Raw genomic sequence first — 23,413 nt, 5'->3', positions numbered from 1 at the left:
GGACACCAGGCACCGTCAGCACCGAAGGCAGGCCCATGTTCCGACTGGCGCAGCTCTCCCTGGGCAACCGGGCCCTGATTGCGTTGATCACCGTGTTCGCTTCGGTGTTCGGTGTCATCACGGTGGGCTCGCTCAAGCAGGAACTCATCCCCTCGCTGGAGTTCCCCCGGATCACCGTCGTCTCCTCGGTGCCCGGGGCGTCCCCCGAATACATCGACAAGCAGGTCAGCAGCCCGCTCGAAAGCGCGCTCAGCGGGGTCGAGGGCCTCGAGTCCTCCTCCGCGACCTCCCGCAGCGGGGTCTCCACGGTCAACCTCGAATTCGTCTACGGCACGAACCTCGACCGTGCCCGCGCCCAGGTGGACCGGGCCATCTCCACCGTGCGCCCCAACCTGCCCGAGGATGTCGAGCCGCAGGCGCTGGCCGGCAGCATCAGCGACTTCCCGATCGCCTTCCTCGCCGTCTCCTCCGACCGGCCGCTCAGCGAACTCAATGACAAGCTGACCCGGTTGACGGTTCCCCGGCTGCAGAAGCTCGAGGGCGTCCGCTCGGCCGGCATCACCGGCGGCTCGCGGCAGCACATCGCGGTGCTTCCCCGCGACGGCGCCCTCGCGGGGGCCGGGGTGGAGGTGCGCGACATCGTCGACACGCTCGAAGCCAATGGCGCCCTGTTCCCCGTGGGCACGCTCGAGGAGGAACTGCGGTCCCTGACCATCCAGGCCGGCAGCCCCGTCACCTCACTCGATGACATCCGGCGCCTGCCCGTCCTCCCCTCCGCCGGGCCTCCGCCGGCCCCGGAGGACACCCAGGCCCCCCCAGGCTTCCCGGTCCCCGGGGTTCCGGGCGCCGTTCCGGGCGCCCCCGGCACCACGGAGCCCGGCACCGCGGACGCGGGGGCCGTGCCGCCGGCCGCGCGGGCGCCGGCGCCCCCGGCGGCTCCGGTGACCATCGGGGAGGTCGCCGACGTCGAAATCGCCGACGACGCTGCCACCTCGATCACCCGAACCAACGCGGTCGAGACCCTCGGCCTCACCATCACCAAGGTGCCCGACGGCGACACGGTGCGCATCTCCCGGGCCGTCGCCGACCTCATCCCCGAGCTCGAGACCGAACTCGGCGACGGCGCCAACATCACCGTGGTCTTCGACCAGGCGCCCTTCATCGAACGCTCGATCAAGGACCTCACCACCGAGGGGCTGCTCGGCCTCGCCTTCGCCGTCCTCGTGATCCTCGTGTTCCTGCTCTCGGTCCGCTCCACCCTGGTGACCGCCATCTCCATCCCGCTGTCGCTGCTGGTCACCTTCATCGGCCTCTACGCGGCCGGGTACTCCCTCAACATCCTCACCCTCGGGGCCCTGACCATCGCCATCGGCCGGGTGGTCGACGACTCGATCGTCGTCATCGAGAACATTAAGCGGCACCTGAGCTACGGCGAGGAAAAACGCTTCGCCATCCTCACGGCGGTGCGCGAGGTCGCCGGTGCGGTGACCGCGTCGACCCTGACCACCGTGGCCGTGTTCGCCCCCATCGGGTTCGTCGGCGGACTGGCCGGGGAGCTGTTCCGCCCCTTCGCCGTCACCACCGGGATTGCCCTGCTGGCCTCCCTCGCGGTGTCCCTGACGATCATCCCGGTCCTCGCATTCTGGTTCCTGCCCCGCACGCGGGCCGCCGCCACCGGGGAGGACGGCGACGCCGCACCCGAGGCGGTCCGGCGGGCGCGCGCCGCGGCGGTGGAGGAGGCCCACCGCGCCGAACGCCGCTCCTGGCTGCAGCGCGGCTACCTTCCGGTCCTCCGCGGGACCCAGCGGCACCCGGTCTGGACGCTGACCGCCGGTGTGCTCGTGCTCGGCGCGACGGCCGCGATGGTCCCTTTGCTGTCGACGAACCTGCTGGGCGACAGCGGGCAGAACAATTTCAGCATCTCCCAGACCCTCCCGCCCGGCTCGAGCCTTGCCACGACGGCCGCGGCGGCGGCCCGCACCGAGGAGGTGCTGGCCCGCGACCCGGACATCCGCGACATCCAGCTGACCGTCGGGAACGCCCAAGGCGCATTTGCCGCCCAGTTCTCCGAAGGGGCCTCGGTGGCGAGCTTCACCGTCACCACCGACGAGGACGCCGACCAGGAAGCGCTGCAGGCGCGGATCCGCGACGACCTCGAGCTGCTCGACGAACTCGACACGGCCAACGACGCAGGGGACTTCACGCTGTCGACCCAGCAGGGCGGCTTCGGCACCTCGAGCACCATCGACGTGAACATCACCGCACCGGTCCGCGAAGACCTCCAGCGCGCAAGCGATGCGGTGGCCGGGAGCCTGACGGGGCTCGAAGGCGCCGGCGAGGTGGTGAGCAATCTCTCGGCCGCTCAGCCCCAGGTCCAGATCAGCGTGGACCGGGCCGCCGCGGTCGCAGCAGGACTCACCGAAGGGCAGATTGCCGGCCTGCTCGGCGGCAGCATCAGCCCGGTCCCCGCGGGCGTGCTCCGGCTCGAGGCCACCGACTATCCGGTCCTCATCGGTGAGGGAACCCCCATCACGAGCCTGGCCCAGCTCACCGACCTGGTCATCCCGGCGGCCGGAGGTCCGGTTCCCCTGACGGAGGTGGCCACCATCGAGGAGGTCCAGGTCCCGCTGACCGTCACCAGCGCCAACGGAGAGCGCACCGCCCGCGTCTCGGTCACCCCTGCCGGCGACGACCTGGGCGCCCTGACCGCGGCGGTGTCGGAACGGCTCGACGGCGTCGAACTGCCCGCCGGAGCCACCGCCACCGTGGGCGGGGCGGCGGCGCAGCAGAGGGACTCCTTCGGCCAGCTCTTCATCGCGCTGTGGGCGGCCGTCGCGATCGTCTACGTGATCATGGTCGCAACCTTCAAGAGCCTCCTTCAGCCCCTCATCCTGCTGGTGTCCATCCCGTTCGCCGCCACGGGCGCGATTGCGCTGCTGGTGCTCACCGGCATCCCGCTCGGGCTGCCCTCGCTCATCGGCATGCTCATGCTCGTCGGGATCGTCGTGACAAACGCCATCGTGCTGATCGACCTGATCAACCAGTACCGCCGGCCGCGGGACGGCACCCCGGGCCTCGAGGTGCCCGAGGCCATCCTGCAGGGCGCCCGGCAGCGGCTGCGCCCGATCCTGATGACCGCCCTTGCCACGGTCTTCGCGCTGACGCCGCTGGCCTTGGGCTTCACCGGGGAGGGCGGCTTCATCTCGCAGCCGCTCGCCGTGGTCGTCATCGGCGGACTCGTCTCCTCCACCGCGCTGACCCTGATCCTGGTTCCTGTTCTCTACCGGCTGATCGAGGGACGGCGGGAGCTGCGGGCCCGGCGCCGCGCGGCGACGGACCGCCTGGAGCGGGCCACCGAGTCCGTTCCGGCCTAGCCCTCCACCGGATCGGAGGTCCCCCGGACCGGCCGCCCCCTCCCGGGCGTACAATGGATGCAAACGCATCTATCTAGCCCAGGAGGGCACGTGCAGATCGGCATTTTCACGGTCGGCGACGTCACCGTCGACCCCACCAACAACACCGCACCCAGCGAGTACGAGCGCATCAAGGCCATGGTCGCCATCGCCAAGAAGGTCGAAGAGATCGGCCTTGACGTCTTCGCCACCGGCGAGCACCACAACCGCCCGTTCGTGCCAAGCTCCCCCACCACGCTGCTCGGGTACATCGCTGCGCAGACCGAGCGGATCATCCTCTCCACCTCCGTGACGCTGATCACCACGAATGACCCGGTGAAGATCGCCGAGGACTTCGCCATGCTCCAGCACCTGGCCGACGGCCGGGTCGACCTGGTCCTGGGCCGCGGCAACACGGCGCCGGTCTACCCCTGGTTCGGCAAGAACCAGCAGGACAGCGTGGAACTGACCATCGAGAACTACAACCTGCTGCGCCAGCTGTGGGACAACGACGTCGTGAACTGGCAGGGAAAGTTCCGCACCCCGCTGCGCAACTTCACCTCCACCCCGCGCCCGCTCGACGGCGTCGCGCCCTTCGTCTGGCACGGGTCGATCCGCACCCCCGAGGTCGCCGAGATCGCCGCGTACTTCGGCGACGGGTTCTTCGCGAACAACATCTTCTGGCCCAAGGAGCACTACCAGCAGCTCATCGGGCTCTACCGTGAGCGCTACGCCCACTACGGCCACGGAACGCCGGAGCAGGCCATCGTCGGGCTGGGCGGGCACTTCTACATGGCCCGGAAGTCCCAGGACGCGGTGAAGGAGTTCCGCCCGTACTTCGACAATGCGCCGGTCTACGGCCACGGCCCGTCCCTTGAGCAGTTCACCTCGCAGACGCCGCTGACGGTGGGCAGTCCGCAGGAGGTCATCGAGAAGACCCTGACCTTTCGGGAGTACTTCGGCGACTACCAGCGCCAGCTGTTCCTCGTCGACCACGCGGGCCTGCCGCTGAAGACCGTGCTGAACCAGCTCGACCTCTTCGGCGAACTGGTCCTGCCCGAGCTGCGCGCCGAGTTCGCCAAGCGCACTCCGGCGGAGGTTCCGGCCGGGCCGACCTTCGAGAACCGGCGTGCTGCCGCGGACGCACCAGCGGCCTCCCGTGGCTGAGAGGGCCGACCTCCCGCCGGTGCGCCTCACCGCCGAGGCGTGGGAGTCCCTCTTCCGCGCCCAGGTCGCGGTGATGAAGATCCTGAGGCAGGACGAGGCCTTCAAGCAGCTGAGCATCCGCGACTACGACGTGCTGTTCAACCTGAGCCGGTGCGAGACCGGGTGGGCCCGGCTCAATGAGCTGAACGCGAACCTGTTGATCAGCCAGCCGAGCCTGAGCCGGATGATTGAACGGCTTGAGGCCAAGGGGCTCATCCAGCGCCGGCCGGCCGAGCACGACCACCGCGGCGTGGAGGTCTCCCTGACCGAGGAGGGCCGGGCGCTCCAGAAGCGCATCGGCACCTCCCACGTGCGGGTGATCCAGGAGACCCTTGGGCCGGTGCTGAACGTCGAGGAGCTCGAACAGCTCCGCCGGCTTACCGCCAAGATCAGCTCCGGGGTGGAACGCCCGTCCTGAGCCGGGGCACCGGGCACCGCCCGGTGCCCCTAGGCTGGGGCCTGACGCATCGGCGTCTACCGTTCCAAGCGAAGGCGGCCCCATGCACAGCAACACCTCCGGCGACGTCCCCGACCTGACCGGCCGCAGCGCCATCGTCACCGGGGCCAACAGCGGCATCGGCCGGCAGGTCGCCCTCGCCCTGGCGCGGAAGGGTGCGCACGTCGTGCTCGCGTGCCGGGATGCGCGGCGGGGGCAGGAGGCCGAGCAGCAGATCCGCTCGCTCAGCGGCAGCCGGACGGTGGAGCTGCGCCTGCTGGACCTTGCCAGCCTCGCCTCCGTCCGGCGGTTCGCCGCGGACTGGAGCGGACCACTGGACCTGTTGGTCAACAACGCCGGAGTGATGGCGCCGCCGCGGCGGATGCTGACCGAGGACGGTTTCGAGGCGCAGTTCGGCATCAACCACCTGGGCCACTTCGCCCTGACCGGGCTGCTCCTCGACCAGCTGCGGGCGGCCGCACGCCCCCGGGTGGTGACCGTCTCCAGCCTCGCGCATCGACGCGGCCGCATCCGCTTCGACGATCTGCAGTCCGCCCGGCGGTACCGCCCCTGGACCGCGTACGGCCAGAGCAAGGCCGCCAACCTCTACTTCACCCTCGAGTTGGACCGGCGCGCCCGCGCGGCCGGCTCGAACCTCACGGCCGCGGCGGCGCACCCGGGGCTCGCCCGCACCAACCTGGTCCGGAACCGGCAGGCGGGACCGGTGCTCGACCTGCTCGGCGGGTTCCTCGGCGTCCTGAGCCAGTCGGAGGAGGCCGGGGCGCTTCCGGTGCTCCATGCGGCCACCGGGGCCGGCGTGGTGGGCGGGGACTACTACGGGCCGGACGGTCCCGGCGAAACCCGGGGCAACGTCCGCCTCGTGGCGCCCTCCCCGCACGTCCTTGACCCCGGGGTCGCCGCCCGGCTCTGGGAACGCAGCGTCGAACTCACCGGAGTCGACTACCGCGCCCTGCAGCCGGACGCCGGACACCGCCCCTGAGCAGCCGGCAGGATCCCTCCGGCGTTCGTTTCAGCCCGCCATCCAGGCGCCGTCCGGGTGCCGGGCGTGCGGGGCCCGGACCCGTGCGGCGGCGTCGGCCACCGATGCGGCCGCCGCCGCCAGGTCCTCCGCGGTCGCCTCCCGCGTCCAGGACAGGCGCAGCGCGCTGGTGGCTGTGTCGGCGTCGAGGCCTAGGGCGAGCAGGACGGCGGAGGGCTCGTCCGACCCGGCCGCGCAGGCCGAACCGGAGGACGCCACCACGCCGAGGCGCTCCAGTTCCAGCAGGACCGATTCGCCGCTGAGGCCCGGGAAGCAGAAGGAGGCGAGGTTGGGCAGCCGCCGCTCGGGGTGTCCGGTCAGGACAGCGCCCGGCACCCCGGCCAGGACCTGTGCGATGAGCCGGTCCCGCAGCCGGGCTGATTGCGCCGCGGCATCCCGGATGCCCTCCCGCGCTGTCGCCAGGGCCGCCGCCACCCCGACGGCGCCCGCGACGTTTTCGGTGCCCGACCGGCGGCCGCGCTCCTGGCCTCCGCCGTGGACCACCGGCTCCACCGGAACCCTCCGGCGGAGGTAGAGCACACCGGATCCCTTGGGTGCCCCCAGCTTGTGGCCCGAGATGCCCAGCGCGTCGACGCCGAGGCCCTGGACGTCGAGGGGAAGCCACCCCGCGGCCTGCACGGCGTCGGTATGGAAATAGACGCCGCGGCTCCGGCAGATCGCCGCGAGTCCGCCGACGTCCTGCACGGTGCCGACCTCGTTGTTGGCGTACATAATGCTGCACAGGGTGGTCTGCTCCGTCAGGGCGGCCCGGAGCTCCCCCGGATCCACCATGCCGGCCCCGTCCACCGGCAGCACGGTGATCCGGAAACCGTGGAACCGCTCGAGGTAGGACAGCGGGCCGTGCACGGCGGCGTGCTCGACGGCGCTGGTGACGATGTGCCGCCCACGGGGGGCCGCGAGGGCGATGCCCTTCAGCGCGAGGTTGTTGGCCTCGGTTCCCCCGGAGGTGAAGACCACCTCCGCCGGGCGGCAGTTCAGCACCGCGGCGACCGTTTCCCGCGCCGACGCGAGGGCGGCCGCGGCGGCCTCCCCCACCGTGTGGTGGCTCGAGGGGTTGCCGAAGTCGGCCGTCAGCACCGGCCACATCGCCTCAAGCACCTCCCGCCGCACGGCGGTGGTGGCGGCGGCATCGAGGTAGATCATGGCCGCAGGTCCACCTGCGCCGGGGTCCCGGCAGCCGCCGCCGGCCTGGCACCGCCGGTTCCGGTGTCCGCCGTGACGGCGGGCTGGAAGTCGAGTCCGAGGTCGAGGCTGCGGACGCTGTGGGTGAGGGCCCCCGAGGAGATCAGGTCCACCCCGGTCGCGGCGATCGCGGCGACGGTGTCCAGGGTGACGTTGCCGCTGGCCTCCACAAGGGCGCGTCCTGCGATGCGGCGGACCCCTTCGGCGAGGTCGGGCAGGGAGAAGTTGTCGAGCATGATCGTGTCGACGCCCGCAGCGAGCACCGGTTCGATCTGGTCGAGCCGGTCCACCTCCACCTCGAAGTGCACGGTGTGGGGCAGCCGGCCCCTGGCGTCCGCGAGGGCGCGGGTGAGCGCGTCCGGGCCGTCGACCGACAGCAGCGCGAGGTGGTTGTCCTTCACCAGCACAGCGTCGGAGAGGCTGAAGCGGTGGTTGGCCCCTCCCCCGCAGCGCACCGCGTATTTCTCCAGGGCACGCAGCCCCGGGGTGGTCTTGCGGGTGTCCACGATCCGCGCCCCGGTCCCGCGGACCGCCTCGACATACCGCGCGGTGAGGGTGGCGATGCCGCTCAGTCGCTGGGCGAGGTTCAGCGCGGTGCGCTCGGCGGCGAGGATTCCCGCGGCGGGACCGCTGAGGACCGCGAGCACCGTGCCCGGGGCGAACCGGGTACCGTCCTCCACTGCGCGCTCCACGGTGATGCGCGGATCGGCCAGCCGCAGAGCGGATTCGATGACCTGCGCCCCGCAGAAGACCCCCGCCTCCCGGGCCGTGACCGCAGCCCGTGCCTGGGCCTCCGGCGCGATCAGGCTTTGGCAGGTGAGGTCGCCCCAGGGGGCGTCCTCGGCGAGCGCGGCGGCGATCACCGCGTCGATCACCGCGGCGGGCGGGGCGGAGGCTGCTGCCGGTGGGGTCATAGCGGAAATCCTTCCTCGGAGGTGGAGGCGCGGACGTACGCCGCGCTCCCGGGAACTGCCTGCGGATCGGCCGACGGGAAGTCCGTGCGGTAGTGGGCGCCCCGGCTCTCGCGGCGGGCCGCGGCGGCCTGGACGAGCAGCCGCGCGCACAGCAGGAGGTTCGCCGTTTCCAGCTCCTCCACGGTGTCGGCGGCGGGCGCGAAGGCGGCCAGCTGCTTCGCGGCCAGTTCGAGTCCGGCCCCGTCCCGGACGACGCCGGCGTGCCCGGTCATCAGGCGCTGCAGCTGCGCCCGGTCGAAGGGCTCGCCGGCGCCGGGGTGCACGAGGTCCACCCCGCGTGCCGGGAACCGGGGCCACGGCGGCGCCGGCGCCGCAAGGGCCGCCGCTGCGCGTTCGGCGAACACGAGTGCTTCGAGGAGCGAGTTCGAGGCGAGCCGGTTGGCGCCGTGGACCCGCGTGCAGGCGGCCTCACCCACCGCATACAGGCCCGGGAGGGAGGTCCGGCCCGAGGTGTCGGTGCGGATCCCTCCCATCCAGTAGTGCGCCGCGGGTACCACCGGGATCGGTTCGGACGCCCAGTCCAGGCCGTGGCGGGCGGTCAGGGAGGTCAGGGAGGGGAAACGCCGGGCGAGGAACGCGCGGCCCAGGCCGGTCGCGTCGAGGTAGACGCACGGCTCGCCCCGTGCCGCGAGGTGCGCGGCGATGCTCCGGGAGACGGCGTCGCGCGGGGCGAGCTCGCCGTCGGGGTGGTAGGCCGGCAGGAAGCGGGTTCCCGCGGCGTCGAGGAGGACGGCGCCTTCACCCCGCACCGCCTCGGAGATGAGTGGGCTGCCGGGCACAGCGAGCGCCGTGGGGTGGAACTGGAAGAATTCGACGTCGGCCACCACCGCCCCCGCCCGCCAGGCCAGGGCCACGCCGTCCGCGGTGGCAACCGACGGGTTCGTCGTGTGCTCGTAGAGCATGCCTGCTCCGCCGGTGGCGAGCACGACGGCGTCGGCGGGGATCTCCTGGACCGGGGGCACGCCGGTGGCGGAGCGGGTGAGCACGCCCGAGATCACCCGGCCCCCGGCGGGTCCCGAACGCAGCAGCTCCGTGACGAAGGTGGACTCGAGGATCCTCACCTGTGGGTCGGCGCGCACGGCGCGGATCAGGGCCCCGGCCAGGGCGCGGCCCGTCGCGTCTCCTCCGGCGTGGAGGATCCTTGCCGCGCTGTGGGCGGCCTCCCGCCCGCTCGAGAGGACTCCGGCGGCGCTGTCGAAGCGGAACCCCAAGGACCCCAGCCAGTCGACCTGGGCCTGCGCACCGGCACACAGCAGCCCGACCACGTCCGGGTCGGCGAGGCCCGCGCCGGCTGCCAGGGTGTCGGCGATGTGCGCGGCGACGCTGTCCGCGCCGGCACCCCCGGTGCCGGCCTGCGCGCGTCCGGTGGCCCCGGTGCCCTCCGCCCCCGGGAGGACTGCAGCCATACCGCCCTGGGCGTACCAGGTGTTGCTTTCCTCGAGGGCAGCCTTCGTGATCAGCGTCAGCTGCGCCCCCGGGAGGCTCCGGCGGATCCTGAGCACGGTGGCCAGGCCTGCGATCCCGCCGCCCACGACGACGACCCGGCGCGGGGCGTCCGGGTGGGCGGCCGGGGCCGGGGTCATGGCCGGACCGCGAGCATGCGTTGCAGGGCGGTGCGGGCGGGACCGGCGGTTCCGGCCGGCACGGTGATCCGGTTGCGCACCTCCCCTTCGAGCAGACCCTCGAGCACCCAGGCGAGGTACCCGGGGTGGATCCGGTACATCGTTGAGCAGGGGCAGATCACCGGGTCGAGGCAGAAGATCGTGTGTTCGGGGTGTTCGGCGGCGAGGCGGTTGACCAGGTTGACCTCGGTGCCGACGGCGAAGGTGCTGCCGGGCGCGGCGGCGGCGATCGCCTTGCGGATGTAGTCGGTTGAGCCGGCCTCGTCCGCGGCGTCCACCACGGGCATCGGGCACTCGGGGTGGACGATGACGCGCACGCCCGGGTGCTCCGCCCGGGCTTTCTCGATCTGGGCCACGCTGAAGCGCTTGTGGACCGAGCAGAAACCGTTCCACAGGATCACCCGGGAGTCTCGAAGTTCCTGATCCCCGAGGCCGCCGAGGTCCTTGCGCGGGTTCCACAGCGGCATCCGCTCGAGCGGGACGCCCATCGCCTTGGCGGTGTTGCGGCCCAGGTGCTGGTCGGGGAAGAACAGCACCCGCTGCGCCCGCTCGAAGGCCCATTCGAGCACCGCGGCGGCATTGGAGGAGGTGCAGACGATTCCGCCGTTCTCCCCGCAGAATCCCTTGAGCGCCGCGGAGGAGTTCATGTAGGTGACGGGAAGGACCGGGACCTTCCCGTCGGCGTCGGGTTCGGTGCCGAACGCCTCGGCGAGCTGCTCCCAGCAGTCGGTCACCGAATCGATGTCGGCCATATCCGCCATCGAGCAGCCCGCGGCGAGATTGGGCAGGATCACCGCCTGGTCCGGCCGGGAAAGCAGGTCGGCGGTTTCGGCCATGAAGTGGACGCCGCAGAAGACGATCGCCTCGGCGTCCCCGCGCTGGGTCGCCGCGCGGGCGAGCTGGAAGCTGTCCCCGACGAAGTCGGCGTGCCGGATGACCTCGTCGCGCTGGTAGAAGTGCCCCAGCAGGACCACCCTGTCCCCCAGGGCCTCCTTCGCCGCGGTGATGCGCCGCTCGAGTTCGTCGTCGCCGGCCAGGCGGTACTCCTCGGGCAGTTCGCCCTGGCGGGGGGTCGCGGCGGGCGCGGGGTCGGCCATCGAGGCGCCCGGGCCGTAGGCCGGAACCGGCGTGTCGAACACCCACGGGCCCTCGGCGAGCGCCGGTGAGCAGGTTCCCCCTGCGGCCGGCGCGGCCTGTGCCTCAGCCCGGGTGATGAGCTGGATCGCGGTGTTGACAGAGGTCATGGGGTTCTCCTGGGGAAGCCGGAATCGGGCGAGGCGGGGCCGGTGTAGCGGTAGAGGCGGGGCGGGCGGTGCCGGCCGCCCTGCTGGAAGGTGTCCGTGGGGACGATGTCCGGGGTGGCCCGGAGGTGGCGGCGGAAGTTGGCCGGGTCGAGTTCCCTGCCCATGACCGCTTCGTAGACCCCGCGCACCTGGGCCAGGGTGAAGGACTCGCCGAGGAAGGAGAAGGCGATCGGGCCGTACTCCATCTTGTTGCGCAGCCGCCAGAGGGCGTACTCGACGATCGAGTTGTGGTCGAAGGCGAGGTCCGGGAGGTCGTCGGCCGGGAACCACCGGACGTTCTCCGATTCGCGGGCGAGGTCGGCCTCCCCGGGTTGGACCAGGGCCCAGTACACGATGGACACCAGCCGCTGCGTGGCGGCGCGGTCGAGCCCGCCGAAGGCGTAGAGCTGCTCCAGGTACCGCGGAGCCAGGCCCGTGGTCTCATTCAGGTTCCGCGCCGCGGCGTCCTGGAGGGATTCCCGTCCCGTCAGCGGCCCGCCGGGCAGCGCCCACTTGCCCAGGTGCGGCTCACGGATCCGGCGCACCAGCGGCATCCAGAGGGCCTTCCGGCCGCCGTCGGAGCGCAGCGCGAAGATCACCGTCGAGATCGCCAGTGCCGGGGACAGCCGGTCGCGTTCGGTGACGTTGGCCGAATTGAAGCCCATCCCTGCACCGCCTTCAAAGGTGGGCCGCCGCCGCAACCCGGGTTAAAGTCACTATGACTATAACAGGTGTCAGAGGCTCCCGGCGGGGTCTCGGCTGGCGGCGGCGCGCATCAGGGGAAGGGTCCGCCCCTCGAAGTGGGAGTTGAGGACGATGACGCTGGAGGAGCGGATCACCGTCCGGGTGGCGATGATGGCGTCGATGACGCGCTGCAGGTCGGCATTGGAGCGGGCAGTCACCCTCGCCAGCAGGTCGCTCTCCCCCGACACGGTGTGCAGTTCCTGGATCTCCGGGATCTCCGCGAGCGCCCGGGCCACGGCGTCATGGCCCGAGTCCTGGTGGATGATCAGCGAACAGAAGGCGGTGACGCCGTACCCCAGCGGCGCCGGATCGATGCGCGGCCCCCAGCCGGTGATCACCCCGTTGCGCTGCATCCGCTCCAGCCGCGCCGACACCGTCGCCCGGGCCACCCCGAGCACGCGCGATGCCTCAAGCACCGACATCCGGGGGTTGTCGGTGAACAGCTCAACAATGCGTGAATCAAGCCCGTCGATCTCCACTGGATCCTTCCTCCGGACACACCGTGCCCTGCCGTCGCCACCCTGCACCGTGCAGCGCGGTGGGCGGACACCCCCGTGCGACGGACGCCCGTTTGTACAGACAATAGCCGTACGACCGAGCAACCTGTACAGTCGGCTGCGCTATTCGGGGATCCGGTACGGCAATCTGCGGAGGACCGACCCGGCAGATTGCGCAGGGCTCCGGGTGCGGATACCGTCGCCCCAGGCCACCTACGCAAGGACGCACCATGGAATCTCCGACACCTGCGGACCCGAACGAGCTCGAGGAGCTCTACCGGCTCCTCGCTGCCGTCCGGCAGCTCGACACCGCCGCGGTCCGCTGGCAGCGCCAGGGCATCATCCCCGGCTACGCCCCCCTGCTCGGGCAGGAGGCGGCCCAGGTGGGCAGCGGGTACGCCGTGGATCCCACGCGGGACTTCGTCTTCCCCACCTACCGTGAACTCGGCGTCGCCCGCGCCGTCGGCGTGGACATGGTTCAATACATGGCCACCCACAAGGCCACCTGGCACGGCGGTCTCTACGACCCCGCCGCCACCCATTTCGCCCCGATCCAGGCCGTGGTCGGTGGATCGGTGCTCCACGCCGTCGGCTGGGCGCACGGGCAGACCCTGGCCGGCCCCGGCGCCGACGGCTACAACGTGGCATTGAGCTACTTCGGCGACGGCGCAAGTTCCCAGGGCGACGTGCATGAGGCGATGAACTTCGCGGCCGTGATGAAGGCACCCGTCATTTTCTTTGTCCAGAACAACGGCTGGGCGATCTCGGTGCCCACCGAACGCCAGGTGGCGGGCGGCTCCGTCGCGGCCCGGGCGGCCGGTTACGGCATGCCCTCGCTCAGCGTCGACGGCAACGACGTCACGGCGGTGCTCGAGGCGACGCGCTCGGCCCTGGCGCACTGCAGGAACGGCGGCGGTCCGATCCTCATCGAGGCCCTGACCTACCGGCTCGGCCCGCACTCGACAAGCGACGACCCCGGCCGTTACCGCACCCTCGACGAGGAGCAGGCGGCACGCCGCTCCGATCCGCTGGCGGCGTGCGAGGCGCAGCTGCGCACCCGCTTCGGCACCCCCGATTCCTTCTTCGCCGCGGCCCGGGCCGCTGGGGAGGAGGAGGCCGACCGCGTCCGGCAGGGCCTTGAGGGCCTTGCCCCCCGCCCGGGAAGCGAGATGTTCGACTTCGTCTTCCAGGAGCCCACCGCCGCACTGAAAGCCCAGGCCGCGGCCTGGAGGACGGAATCCGAGCATGTCTGAGACCCTGTCGAACCCTCTGTCCCCGGCCGTGGGGGCCGCACCCGCAGCGCTGACGCTCTCGATGCAGGCCGCACTGAACCGTGCGCTCGGGGAGGTCCTCGAGGACAATCCCAAGGCCCTGATCTTCGGCGAGGACGTCGGCCGGCTCGGCGGGGTCTTCCGCATCACCGACGGCCTGCAGGCCCGGTTCGGCGCCGGACGCGTCTTCGACACGCCCCTGGCCGAATCGGGCATCCTCGGCATGTCCGTCGGCCTGGCGATGGCGGGGTTCCACCCGATCCCCGAGGTGCAGTTCGACGGCTTCGCCTACCCGGCCGTCAACCAGATCGTGTCCCAAATCGGCCGGATGAACTACCGCAGCCGCGGAACCCTGCCCATGCCGATCACCCTGCGCGTTCCCAGCTTCGGCGGAATCCGCGCACCTGAACTCCACGGCGAGAGCCTCGAGAGCCTCTTCGTCCACGTCCCGGGCCTGAAGGTCGTCTCCCCCGCGGACCCGCACCAGGCCTACCACCTGATGCGCCGGGCCGGCTCGATGCCCGATCCGGTGATCTTTATGGAGCCCAAGTCCCGGTACTGGCAGAAGGGCCCGGTGGACCCGGCCGACGCCGGCCCGCTCGAGGGTGCGCGCATCGCCCGCCCGGGCCGCCACCTCACCCTGATCGCCTGGGGTGCCATGGTTGCCCGCTGCCTGCAGGTCGCCGAACTGGCCGCCGAGGACGGCATCGAGGTGGAGGTGCTCGACCTGCGCTGGCTCAGTCCGGTCGACGCCGACGGCCTTGCCGAATCGGTCTCCCGCACCCGGCGCGCCGTCGTCGTCCATGAGGCGCCGCGCAGCAGCGGGCTCGGGGCGGAAATCGCCGCCCTCGTGACGGAAAGGTGCTTCAATACCCTCAAGGCACCGGTGGAGCGGGTGACGGGATTCGATGTTCCCTATCCGTCGGGCGACCTTGAGGATGAGTACATTCCCAACATTGACCGGATCCTCTTTGGCATCCAACGCGTATTGGAGCACCGCCGTGGCTGAACTGTCATTTCCCCTGCCGGACCTCGGCGAGGGCCTCATCGAGGCGACGATCCTCGAGTGGCTCGTCGCCGAGGGCGACCAGGTCGAGCGGAACCAGCCCCTCGTCGAGGTGGAAACCAGCAAGTCCGCCGTCGAACTGCCCTCCCCCCAGGCCGGTACAGTCGTGAAGGTCCACGGCGGCGCCGGATCGGTGATCGCCGTGGGTGATCCGCTCATCGTGTTCGAAGTGCCGGATGACACGGCCGGCATTGTGGGAACCGTGCCCGTCGAGAAGGCCCCGGCCCGGCGCGTGCGGCTCAGCGCCGTGCTCGATGACGACTAGGCACCTCCCCGCTGTGCGGGATCCGGAACGGCAGGAGAGGAAAGACATGGGACGGCACCGCGACCACCTGGTGGAGGGCTCGGATCCGCAGCTGAGCGTGGCGCTGCACCCGCCCGTCGCGGACGCCGGACTGCGCCCGGTGCTGCTCCTTCACGGGTTCGCCTCCTCGACGAAGCTGAACTGGGTCGATACGGGCTGGATCCGCTACCTCACCGAGGCCGGGCGGGCCGTCCTCACCGTCGACCTTCCCGGACACGGCGCCAGCGCCGCCCCGGAGGCGCGCGACTCCTACTCCCCCAGCCGCATCCGCGCCGACATCCTCCAGGTCCTCCAGGACCACCACGTGGTGCCCCTGCGCGAGGGGATTCCCACGAGCGGCGTCGACATCATCGGGTATTCCCTGGGCTCCCGCCTCGCCTGGGAGTTCGGTGCCACCCAGCCCGAACTGGTGCACCGCATGGTGCTCGGCGGCCCGGGCAGCGGCGACCCGCTGGCGGAATTCGACCTGCCCGCGGCACAGCAGCTGCTGGCCGAGGGGACGCCGATCGAGGATCCCCGGACGGCCGAACTGATGCGCATGGCGCGCCTCGTCCCGACGAACGATGTGTTCGCCCTGCTGACGATGGTGGAGGCGGTCAAGGATGAACCGTTCACCCCCGCCGAGGCCGTGCCGCGGATGCCGCTGCTGCTCGTGGCCGGTGAGAACGACGGGCTCGCCGCGACGGCCCGGGAACTCGTGGACCTCGCCCCGCACGCGGAGTTCCTGCAGCTGCCCGCGCGCACCCACGCGAACGCCGTGACCTCCCGTGCCTTCAAGGCCGCCGCCGTCGCCTTCCTGTCCGCCTGATCCCCGTCGGCCGGTGCCCGCCGGGGTACCGGGAGGCATAATGTTTCGGTAAAAGGACCGGCGCCTTGGGCGAAAAATCCGTTGGCACAGGATACAATCGGAAAAGTCGTCAGCACACTTACCTTTCCTGTGCGGCCCTGCTCCACCTCCACCTTTCATCTTCCCGGGAGAACACCCATGGATGTGCTCCTAGCCGAGCGGTACCAGACCACCGACCTGTTGGGCGTCGGCGGCGCCGCCTCCGTCTACAGGGCGCTCGACCGGAACCTGCAGCGTGAGGTCGCAGTGAAGGTGTTCAATCCCACCACCGCCGACGACGACGACTACCGCCGGCAGCACACCGAAACGCTGCTGCTCTCCACCCTGAACCATCCCGGCCTGGTGACCCTGCACGACGCCGGGCTGCACCAGGACGAGGACGGACGCACCACCGGCTTCCTGGTCATGGAGCTCGTGGACGGCGAGGACCTGCGCAGGCTGCTGAAGAAGGGCCCCCTGGCGCCCGCCGCCGTCGCCCAGGTCGGAGCCGACCTCGCCGATGCCCTCGCCTACATCCACTCCCACGGGGTGGTGCACCGCGACGTGAAGCCGGCGAACATCCTGATGTTCCACTCGGGTGAGAACGACACGCGGCTCTACCCGAAGCTCACCGACTTCGGGATCGCGCGCATGGTCGACGCCACGATGGCCACGGCGGTCGGTGCCACCATTGGCACGGCGAACTACCTCAGCCCCGAGCAGGCCGAGTCGGGCGAGATCGATGAACACAGCGACATCTACTCCCTGGGTTTGGTCCTCCTCGAGTGCCTTACCGGGGAAAAAGCCTTCCCCGGGCCGGTGGTCGAGGCCGCCCTGGCCCGGCTGCTCCGCGACCCCGAAGTGCCCGAATGGCTGGGCGGCGACTGGGCCGGCCTGCTCTCCCGCATGACCGCCCGCAACCCCGCCGACCGCCCGGACGCCCACGAGGTCGCCCTGCTCCTGCGGGGCCAGTCCGATGAGGGCGTGGGCTTCTCGGGCATCGGGACGCCCCCGGCGGTCGCCGCGGCCGTTTCCGGCAGCTCCGACGACGGCGACGGCGCCTCGACCGGCGGCATCACCACCGGGAACATCCACATTCCCGCCCCGCCGTCACACGCTCCGCGGCTGGGCTAGGCCGGCTCCCGGGCCCGCCCCGCCTAAACATGCACACTCCCGCCCCGCCCAGCGGGGTTCGCCGCTTTCGGTGTCGACGTCGACTCCGCGGCTGGGCCAGGCCGGCTCCCCACCCGCCTTGCGGGGGTTCGCCCTGCCTAGCGGGGTTCGCCGCTTTCGGTGTCGACGTCGTCCTCTTCGGGCTCGAAGTTCGACGGTTCGTCCAGCGTCGTTGCACCGATGCCGTCGGCGCTGTCGGGGATTGTTCCTTCGGGGCCCGCTCCGTCGTCCTGCCCGCGGCCGTTCGGCGTCTCGGTCATTTTCAGCCTCCGATGTCGGTGTTGATTGCGGTGTTCCTGCCATCGATCCTATGGGCCCCGATGGAAACGCAAAAGGCCGAAAGGCCCAGGCTGGTTTTCCTGGGCCTTCCGGCCTTTTCCTGTATGGCCCGGGGGCTTAGTGCTGCGATACCCCAAGGGGCGCGCCGCGGGTTTCCCTGGCCAGGGTGACCCCGACGAAGGAGATGGCGCACAGGACCATGATGTAGATCGCCACGGCCCCGGACCACTGATAGGTCTCAAGCAGCAGCTGGGCGACCATGGCGGCGAACGCACCGCCCAGGATCGCCCCCAGCGCGTACCCGATGGAGATCCCGGAGTAGCGCACGTTGGCGGGGAACATCTCGGCGTACATCGCCGACATCGGCCCATAGGAAAGGCCGAGGCCGATGGTGAGGACGAACAGGCCGAGCCCGTAGAGGAAGATGTTGGCGGTGTCCACGAGCAGGAACATCGGCAGCATCCAGACGAAGACCAGCGCATAGCCGATCTGGAAGGTCCGGACGCGCCCGATCCGGTCCGACAGCCACCCGCCGACCATGGTGAAGATCAGCCACCCGAAGGAGGCCAGCGTGGTCGCCAGCAGCACCGGCACCACGGGCATCTCCAGGGCCGTGGTGGCGTAGGAGATGAAGAACGCGATGACGAGGTAGCCCGCGGCGTTGTTGCCGATGAAGATGACGGCGGCGAGCAGTACCTCGCGGGTGTTCTTCCGGAACAGCTGGCGCAGCGGCGCCTTGCTCTCGCCCTTGCGGGCCAGCATCTCCTTGAAGACGGGGCTCTCGCTGACGGCGCGCCGGATCAGGTAGCCGACGATGATCAGCACCACCGACAGCAGGAACGGCACGCGCCAGCCCCATTCGAGGAACTGGTCCTCCGGGATGGCGGTGCGCAGCAGCAGCAGGGTGCCGGTCGCCAGGATCATGCCGATCGGAACCCCGATCTGCGGGTAGGCGCCGAACAGCCCGCGCTTGCCGACCGGGGCGTGCTCGACCGACATCAGGGCCGCGCCGCCCCATTCGCCGCCGGCCGAGAACCCCTGGACGATGCGCAGGAGGATCAGCAGGACCGGCGCCCAGACGCCGATCGACGCGTAGGTGGGAAGGAGCCCGATGAGCGCCGTCGCCGCGCCCATCAGGACGAGGGTGAAGACGAGGACCGACTTCCGGCCGATGCGGTCGCCGAGGTGGCCGGCGACGATCGCGCCGAGGGGGCGGAACAGGAAGCTGATGCCGATCAGGGAAAACGCCAGGACCTGGGCCAGCCCCGGGTTGGACTCCCGAAGCGGAGTGAGGAACAGCGCGCCCAGGACCGTGGCGGTGAGCTGGGCGAAGATGAAGAAGTCGTACCACTCGATGGTGGTTCCTACGAGGGTTCCGGCCAGAACCCGGCGCTCCTCGCGTGAGGTGCGGTGGCCCGTGGCCTCCGCAGCGGTGAAAGACGTCATTGTCACTCCCAGGGACGGAAAACATTACCGACAGAACGTTCGGTCATGTGATCCACATCATACGCAGGACCTCCCCCGAATGGGGGAGGTCCTGCGGATTCGTTTCCGCGGGTCAGGAACCGCGGACGGCGGAGGCGGCTACGGAGGCGGCCAAGGACCGGTCGTGGGCGCGGAGTCCGGCCGCGCCGGCAAAGCCCAGGACGAGGAGCGCCGCCGCGGACAGCACCGGCACCGCGAAGGCGGCCCCGGCTCCCGCGCCCTCCGCAAGGGAACCGGCGACGGACGACCCGAGGGCGGAGCCTGCGACGATGCCGCTGGCGAGCAGGGTCATGACGGTGCCCAGCAGGCGCCGGGGCGCCACGATGGATCCGATGCTGAAGATCGAGACCATCGTGGGCCCGACCGGGATGCCGAGCAGGAACAGCACGACCACCATCTGCGGGATGCTCGACGGCAGGAAGAGCAGCGCGGCAAGCCCGGCCATCGCAGCCGCTGCGGCGATCCAGCGCCAGGAGTGCTTGAAGGCGGCGGGCCAGAAGGCCACCGAAAGGGCCGCGCCCGCCGAGCTCAGTCCCATTACGGCGTAGAGCAGCCCCGCCGCCGAGGCGGCGTCGAACTGTCCCGCGAAGGCCGTCAGCGCGGTCTGGGTCGACCCGAAGAAGGTGCCCATGGCCACCATGCCGAGCACCGGGAGGGAGATCAGCAGCCGGACACGGCGGCCCGTCAGCGCCGATCCGGCCGGCTGCTCCTCCGAGCGCCCGCGGGAGGACCCCACGAGGCGGCCGGTCGGGTGGAGTGCGAAGGCGCTCACCATGACGAGGGTCAGGACCGCGGCGACGGTCAGCGGAAGCCAGGGGGCCACCAGGCTCGCGAGGAGGCCGACGAGCGCCGGTCCGAGCACGAAGGTCAGCTCATCGGCGGTGCTTTCGTAGGACATGGCCGTGTCGAGGTCGGCGGGTCTGCGGGTCATTGCGACCCAGCGCACACGCGCCAGCGGGCCGATCTGCGGGGAAGTGAAGCCGGTGAGGAACGCAGCGGCCAGAACCGGGCCCGCGGCCGCGGCGGCAGGTCCGGTGGGAGTCAGTGCGAGCACCACAAGGGCCGCGATGGCAACGGTGTTGAGGACGGCTGCCGGCAGCAGGACCCCCCGCTGGCCGAAGCGGTCCGCCAGGAAACCGAGCAGCGGCGCACCGAGGGCGGAGCCGATGCCGACGGCACCGGCCGCGAACCCTCCCAGCGCGTAGGATCCGCTGGCGGAGGTGACGATGGTCAGCGCACCGACGGTCAGCATGGCAAGGGGAAGGCGGGCGAGGAAGCCCACTGAGAGGAAGGAGGTGCCCGCCAGCTGCGGGAGGCGGCCGAACCTGCTGCGGGGCTGGGAATCGGGGGCGGCGGGGAAACGTTCAGCAGCGGGGCTGAAACCAGGGGTTGAGTTCATCGTAATCCGGGTACTTCGAAGCGCGCATCGTCCCTCCTCCCGATGCGCCCTACCCGGTAACTGAGCGAATCTACACCATCTGGAGCTGATCCACAAATTCCAGGCGTGAGCCCTTCCTGTCCTTGTGCACCTGGAGCTGGGCCGGGATGCGCTGCTTCAACTCGGCAACGTGGCTCACCAGGCCCACGACCCGGCCGCCGCTGCGGAGGCCCTCAAGGGCATCCATCACCTGTTCAAGGGCCTGGTCATCCAGGGACCCGAAGCCCTCGTCGACGAAAAGCGTCTCGATGTCGATCCCGCCGGCCTCCTGCTGGACCACATCGGCGAGTCCGAGCGCCATGGCCAGGGAGGCCATGAAGGACTCTCCCCCCGAAAGCGTCGCCGTGTCCCGGCGGTTGCCGGTCCAGCCGTCGATGACGCTCAGGCCCAGCCCGGCTTTCCTGTTCCCCGCCAGCGCGTCGCTGTGGACGAGGGCGAAGCGTCCGTCCGTCATGGCCAGCAGCCGTTCGGTGGCGGCCTCGGCCACCTGTTCGAGGCGTGATGCGAGGACGTAGGTGCTCAGCGACATCTTGTAGCGGTTGTCCCCACCACCCCGCGCGGAGTCGGCCACCGAGCGCAGCAGCGAGTGACGCTCGCGCAGCGGCGCCACGGCGCCCTCCTGCTCCAGCAGGAGGGCGTTGTAGGCCCGGAGCTGGCTCAGCGACTGCTCAAGGAGCCGGACCGCCACTGTGCCGTCGGCGGCCCTTTGCGCCAGCGCCGCGTGGTCCCGGCCCGCGGACTCGACCTCGGCCCCGGACGGGACGGGGCGCCCCTCGGCCTCGTCCTGGAGGGCGGTGGTGACCTCCCGGCTTTCCCGCTCGGCCTCGAGGCGGTGCCCTGCCGCCTCATGGTCCCGGATGCGGCGGAGGTGCTCCTCGAGCACCGGCGGTTCAAGGAGGGCACCGCGGACCGCGGCGGCGTCGTCGAAGTCCGAGCCGGCCAGGGCATCGGCGAGGGAACGGGCGGCCTTGGCCGCGCGCACTGCGGCCCGGTCCTGGGCTTCGAGGGCCTCGCGGGCCGCCACCAGGACGGCACGGGCCGAGTCGACTGCGTCCGCCCGCTCACGAAGCGAGCCGTAACCGCCCCTGTGGTCCTCGAGGCGCGCCGCGAGCTCACCGGCCTGGTCCTCCAGGCTGCGCAGCTGGGCGGAGGCCTCGGCCGCCCCCTGCCCTGCCGCCTCCTGCTGTGCCAGGATCTCCTGTTCGCCGGCGACGAGTCCGTCGATCCGCGCGGCGGCCCGCTCGAGTTCCTGCTGCGCCCGGCGTGCGTCGGAGAGCCGGGCTTCGGCGTGAAGGGCCGCCTCCCGGGCCGCTGCGGCATCCCCGTCACCGCCCAGGGCAGCCAGCCGGGCCGCTTCCAGTGCCGCGGCGTCCCGGAGGGCCCGCGCCTCGGTGAGCCGCGCCTCGGCCGCGGTGTGGGCCTCCCGGGCCGCCTGCTCGTCGGCGTGGGTGACCCGCTCATCGGCACCCGCCTGGGCCGGCGCGGGGTGGTCAAGGCTGCCGCACACGGCGCACGCCGTGCCGTCCTCGAGCTGGCCCGCGAGCTCGACGGCGGCCTGCTCGAGGCGCAGCTGCAGCCGCGTCAGCCACGTTTCCTTCCGGTCGAGGTGCTCCGCGTGGGCCGCCGCATAGGCGCTCTCGGCGGCCGAACGCCGCTGCTCGGCCTTCGCATAGTCGGCGATGGTGGCCTCCAGCGTCCGGGCGTCCGCCAGCGCCTCGGCGTGCCGGGTCTCCTGCCCGGCGGTGTCCTTCAACCCTGCGGCCTCCTGCTCGAGCCGGGCCTTGTCGGCACGCAGTTCCGCCAACCGCTGGTCGAGCCCGGCGGCCCGGCCCATCAGCGACGCAAGTTCCGCCGAAACTCCGCCGATGCGGTCGTGGAGTCCCTGGAGCTTCTCCTCGTCGGGGAGCACCGCGCGCAGCACCCCTAGATCCGACGCCGCGGCCCGGGCCGCGGCGTCGAGCTGGACCGAGGTGGGCCCCGCCGGAAGGGCCGGTGCCCCGGGGCCGGATGCCACGGCGCCGGCTGCCGGGTCGGCTGCCGGGTCCGCCGCGCCGGCTGCGGGGCCATCCGTGGATGGGTCGCCGACGGCCGCCAGGTAACCTGCCGCGGTCTCATCTGCGTGCAGCGCGTCGAGGGCGCGCCCGTAGGTGGTCCGGCAGCCCTCGTGTTCGAGGCCGGCCTCCCCGGCGGCGTCGACGACGCCCGCCAGCGAGCGTGCGTCCTGGTGCCGGGCCACGGCCGCAGCCAACCCGGCCGCCTCCCCGGCGGCGGCGTCGTGTCGGGCCTGCGCCGCGCGGTACCGCTCAAGTGCCTCGGCCCGTGCCCGGGCTGCGGCGAGCTCCTCGTAGTGTGCCTTGCCGCGCTCGAGCTGCTGCGCCGTTCGCCCGGCCGCCGCCACCGCACCGCGGTGTTCCGCGGCGACCGCCTCGAGCAGTTTCTCCACGACCGCCTGCCCGCCCGGGCCGGTCCCGCCGTCGGCCGGTGGGTCCGCTTCGATACCGTGCCGGGCCGCCTCGTCGAGCGCCCGCTGGATGGTCTGCCGCTGTCCTTCCTCCGCTGCAGCCAGCCGGGCCGCTGCCTGGACGGCCGAGTCGTTGAGCAGCTTTTCGACGTTCTCGAACCTGTCGGTGGAGAACAGACGCTGCAGCAGTTCGCGCCGGGAGGCGGCGTCGGCCCTCAGGAACGCCGCGAATTCGCCCTGTGGGAGCATCACCACCCGGGTGAACTGTTCCTTGTCCATGCCCAGCACGTTTCGAAGTTCGAGGCCCGCCTCGTCGTTGCGTGCCGATTTCTGCACCCAGGCACCGTCGACGAATTCCTGCAGCAGCGTCCGGGCCTGCTCGGTCGTGGTGCCGGTGCCACGTTTGGCGGGCCGCTCCCACTGGGGGGAACGGGTCACCGTGAACCGGCGCGTCCCCACCGTGAATTCAAGCTCGACCTCGGGGGCGAGGTCGACGGGCGCGTGGTCGCTGCGCAGCCTCTTGGCGCCCTGGCGCACCCCGGGCACCGATCCGTACAGGGCGTAGCAGATCGCATCGAGCACGCTCGACTTTCCCGCACCCGTCGGGCCGTTCAACAGGAACAGGCCCGAGGCGCCCAGCCTGTCGAAGTCCACCACCTGCCGTTCGGCGAAGGGTCCGAAGGCCTGCACTTCAAGGCGGGAGATCCTCATCCT

The 23,413-nt window shown here is 71.4% G+C and carries 19 protein-coding genes; 9 read left to right on the top strand and 10 right to left on the bottom strand.

Features of this window, described 5'->3' with window-relative positions; translation table 11 throughout:
• The first annotated feature begins 35 nt into the window (after nt 1-35).
• From ACX80W_RS05860 to ACX80W_RS05845, 4 genes are all read left to right on the top strand, one after another.
• The gene (locus tag ACX80W_RS05860; RefSeq protein ID WP_459281291.1) at nt 36-3,374 is read left to right on the top strand and encodes an efflux RND transporter permease subunit; all 3,339 of its coding nucleotides are present in this window, start codon (nt 36-38) and stop codon (nt 3,372-3,374) included.
• Between the two features lie 90 nt (nt 3,375-3,464).
• Nucleotides 3,465-4,559 carry an LLM class flavin-dependent oxidoreductase gene (locus ACX80W_RS05855; protein WP_459281289.1) on the top strand — a complete coding sequence of 365 codons (1,095 nt, stop codon included), beginning with the start codon at nt 3,465-3,467 and terminating at the stop codon, nt 4,557-4,559.
• Entirely contained in the window at nt 4,552-5,016 is a 465-nt protein-coding gene (locus ACX80W_RS05850; protein WP_459281287.1) for a MarR family winged helix-turn-helix transcriptional regulator, read from the top strand. Before ACX80W_RS05855 ends, ACX80W_RS05850 begins: the two co-directional genes overlap by 8 nt.
• An 82-nt stretch (nt 5,017-5,098) precedes the next feature.
• Complete coding sequence (locus ACX80W_RS05845) at nt 5,099-6,034, top strand: oxidoreductase (RefSeq protein WP_459281285.1); 936 nt, start codon at nt 5,099-5,101, stop codon at nt 6,032-6,034.
• 30 nt (nt 6,035-6,064) lie between these two features.
• Here ACX80W_RS05845 and ACX80W_RS05840 read toward each other — a convergent pair whose 3' ends face one another.
• The 6 genes from ACX80W_RS05840 to ACX80W_RS05815 form a co-directional block, all read right to left on the bottom strand.
• Complete coding sequence (locus tag ACX80W_RS05840; RefSeq protein WP_459281283.1) at nt 6,065-7,237, bottom strand: cysteine desulfurase family protein; 1,173 nt, start codon at nt 7,235-7,237, stop codon at nt 6,065-6,067.
• Entirely contained in the window at nt 7,234-8,190 is a 957-nt protein-coding gene (nadC, locus tag ACX80W_RS05835; protein ID WP_459281281.1) for a carboxylating nicotinate-nucleotide diphosphorylase, read from the bottom strand. The genes ACX80W_RS05840 and nadC overlap by 4 nt, the downstream gene beginning before the upstream one ends.
• Nucleotides 8,187-9,833, bottom strand: a complete 1,647-nt coding sequence (gene nadB, locus ACX80W_RS05830; RefSeq protein ID WP_459281279.1) for an L-aspartate oxidase — start codon at nt 9,831-9,833, stop codon at nt 8,187-8,189. Before nadB ends, nadC begins: the two co-directional genes overlap by 4 nt.
• Nucleotides 9,830-11,116, bottom strand: a complete 1,287-nt coding sequence (gene nadA, locus ACX80W_RS05825) for a quinolinate synthase NadA (protein WP_459281277.1) — start codon at nt 11,114-11,116, stop codon at nt 9,830-9,832. Before nadA ends, nadB begins: the two co-directional genes overlap by 4 nt.
• Entirely contained in the window at nt 11,113-11,820 is a 708-nt protein-coding gene (locus ACX80W_RS05820) for an NUDIX hydrolase (protein ID WP_459281275.1), read from the bottom strand. The genes nadA and ACX80W_RS05820 overlap by 4 nt, the downstream gene beginning before the upstream one ends.
• Before the next feature lie 69 nt (nt 11,821-11,889).
• Nucleotides 11,890-12,378 (bottom strand): Lrp/AsnC family transcriptional regulator, encoded by a 489-nt coding sequence (locus ACX80W_RS05815; RefSeq protein ID WP_459281273.1) that lies wholly within the window; start codon nt 12,376-12,378, stop codon nt 11,890-11,892.
• Between the two features lie 248 nt (nt 12,379-12,626).
• Between ACX80W_RS05815 and ACX80W_RS05810 the strand changes: the two genes are divergently transcribed.
• The 5 genes from ACX80W_RS05810 to ACX80W_RS05790 all read left to right on the top strand — a co-directional run bounded on the left by ACX80W_RS05810 (nt 12,627) and on the right by ACX80W_RS05790 (nt 16,997).
• A complete protein-coding gene (locus ACX80W_RS05810) occupies nt 12,627-13,649 on the top strand; it encodes a thiamine pyrophosphate-dependent enzyme (protein WP_459281271.1) in 1,023 nt (340 codons plus the stop codon).
• Nucleotides 13,642-14,676 (top strand): alpha-ketoacid dehydrogenase subunit beta, encoded by a 1,035-nt coding sequence (locus tag ACX80W_RS05805; protein ID WP_459281270.1) that lies wholly within the window; start codon nt 13,642-13,644, stop codon nt 14,674-14,676. Before ACX80W_RS05810 ends, ACX80W_RS05805 begins: the two co-directional genes overlap by 8 nt.
• A complete protein-coding gene (locus ACX80W_RS05800; protein ID WP_459281268.1) occupies nt 14,669-14,998 on the top strand; it encodes a biotin/lipoyl-containing protein in 330 nt (109 codons plus the stop codon). The genes ACX80W_RS05805 and ACX80W_RS05800 overlap by 8 nt, the downstream gene beginning before the upstream one ends.
• Before the next feature lie 46 nt (nt 14,999-15,044).
• Nucleotides 15,045-15,845 carry an alpha/beta fold hydrolase gene (locus tag ACX80W_RS05795; protein WP_459281266.1) on the top strand — a complete coding sequence of 267 codons (801 nt, stop codon included), beginning with the start codon at nt 15,045-15,047 and terminating at the stop codon, nt 15,843-15,845.
• A gap of 177 nt (nt 15,846-16,022) precedes the next feature.
• Nucleotides 16,023-16,997, top strand: coding sequence for a serine/threonine-protein kinase (locus ACX80W_RS05790; RefSeq protein ID WP_459281264.1), 975 nt, complete (start codon nt 16,023-16,025; stop codon nt 16,995-16,997).
• Between the two features lie 137 nt (nt 16,998-17,134).
• Here ACX80W_RS05790 and ACX80W_RS05785 read toward each other — a convergent pair whose 3' ends face one another.
• The 4 genes from ACX80W_RS05785 to ACX80W_RS05770 all read right to left on the bottom strand — a co-directional run bounded on the left by ACX80W_RS05785 (nt 17,135) and on the right by ACX80W_RS05770 (nt 23,410).
• Nucleotides 17,135-17,296 (bottom strand): hypothetical protein, encoded by a 162-nt coding sequence (locus ACX80W_RS05785; protein ID WP_459281262.1) that lies wholly within the window; start codon nt 17,294-17,296, stop codon nt 17,135-17,137.
• 136 nt (nt 17,297-17,432) lie between these two features.
• Nucleotides 17,433-18,761: an MFS transporter gene (locus ACX80W_RS05780; protein WP_459281260.1), complete on the bottom strand. Its 1,329-nt coding sequence runs from the start codon at nt 18,759-18,761 to the stop codon at nt 17,433-17,435.
• A gap of 112 nt (nt 18,762-18,873) precedes the next feature.
• A complete protein-coding gene (locus tag ACX80W_RS05775) occupies nt 18,874-20,199 on the bottom strand; it encodes an MFS transporter (RefSeq protein ID WP_459281258.1) in 1,326 nt (441 codons plus the stop codon).
• Between the two features lie 70 nt (nt 20,200-20,269).
• Nucleotides 20,270-23,410 carry an AAA family ATPase gene (locus tag ACX80W_RS05770; protein ID WP_459281256.1) on the bottom strand — a complete coding sequence of 1,047 codons (3,141 nt, stop codon included), beginning with the start codon at nt 23,408-23,410 and terminating at the stop codon, nt 20,270-20,272.
• Between the last annotated feature and the right edge of the window lie 3 nt (nt 23,411-23,413).

Source organism: Arthrobacter melezitosi, from assembly GCF_054511055.1.
Note: the sequence above shows the minus strand (reverse complement) of the source record. Positions and strands in the feature narration are given on the sequence as shown.

Excerpts from the sequence above, each read along its gene's own strand:
- ACX80W_RS05860 (WP_459281291.1), top strand. The coding sequence starts at position 36 with ATGTTCCGACTGGCGCAGCTCTCCCTGGGCAACCGGGCCCTGATTGCG.
- ACX80W_RS05845 (WP_459281285.1), top strand. The coding sequence starts at position 5,099 with ATGCACAGCAACACCTCCGGCGACGTCCCCGACCTGACCGGCCGCAGC.
- ACX80W_RS05840 (WP_459281283.1), bottom strand. The coding sequence starts at position 7,237 with ATGATCTACCTCGATGCCGCCGCCACCACCGCCGTGCGGCGGGAGGTG.
- nadC (WP_459281281.1), bottom strand. The coding sequence starts at position 8,190 with ATGACCCCACCGGCAGCAGCCTCCGCCCCGCCCGCCGCGGTGATCGAC.
- nadB (WP_459281279.1), bottom strand. The coding sequence starts at position 9,833 with ATGACCCCGGCCCCGGCCGCCCACCCGGACGCCCCGCGCCGGGTCGTC.
- nadA (WP_459281277.1), bottom strand. The coding sequence starts at position 11,116 with ATGACCTCTGTCAACACCGCGATCCAGCTCATCACCCGGGCTGAGGCA.
- ACX80W_RS05820 (WP_459281275.1), bottom strand. The coding sequence starts at position 11,820 with ATGGGCTTCAATTCGGCCAACGTCACCGAACGCGACCGGCTGTCCCCG.
- ACX80W_RS05810 (WP_459281271.1), top strand. The coding sequence starts at position 12,627 with ATGGAATCTCCGACACCTGCGGACCCGAACGAGCTCGAGGAGCTCTAC.
- ACX80W_RS05805 (WP_459281270.1), top strand. The coding sequence starts at position 13,642 with ATGTCTGAGACCCTGTCGAACCCTCTGTCCCCGGCCGTGGGGGCCGCA.
- ACX80W_RS05795 (WP_459281266.1), top strand. The coding sequence starts at position 15,045 with ATGGGACGGCACCGCGACCACCTGGTGGAGGGCTCGGATCCGCAGCTG.
- ACX80W_RS05790 (WP_459281264.1), top strand. The coding sequence starts at position 16,023 with ATGGATGTGCTCCTAGCCGAGCGGTACCAGACCACCGACCTGTTGGGC.
- ACX80W_RS05785 (WP_459281262.1), bottom strand. The coding sequence starts at position 17,296 with ATGACCGAGACGCCGAACGGCCGCGGGCAGGACGACGGAGCGGGCCCC.
- ACX80W_RS05780 (WP_459281260.1), bottom strand. The coding sequence starts at position 18,761 with ATGACGTCTTTCACCGCTGCGGAGGCCACGGGCCACCGCACCTCACGC.
- ACX80W_RS05775 (WP_459281258.1), bottom strand. The coding sequence starts at position 20,199 with ATGAACTCAACCCCTGGTTTCAGCCCCGCTGCTGAACGTTTCCCCGCC.
- ACX80W_RS05770 (WP_459281256.1), bottom strand. The coding sequence starts at position 23,410 with ATGAGGATCTCCCGCCTTGAAGTGCAGGCCTTCGGACCCTTCGCCGAA.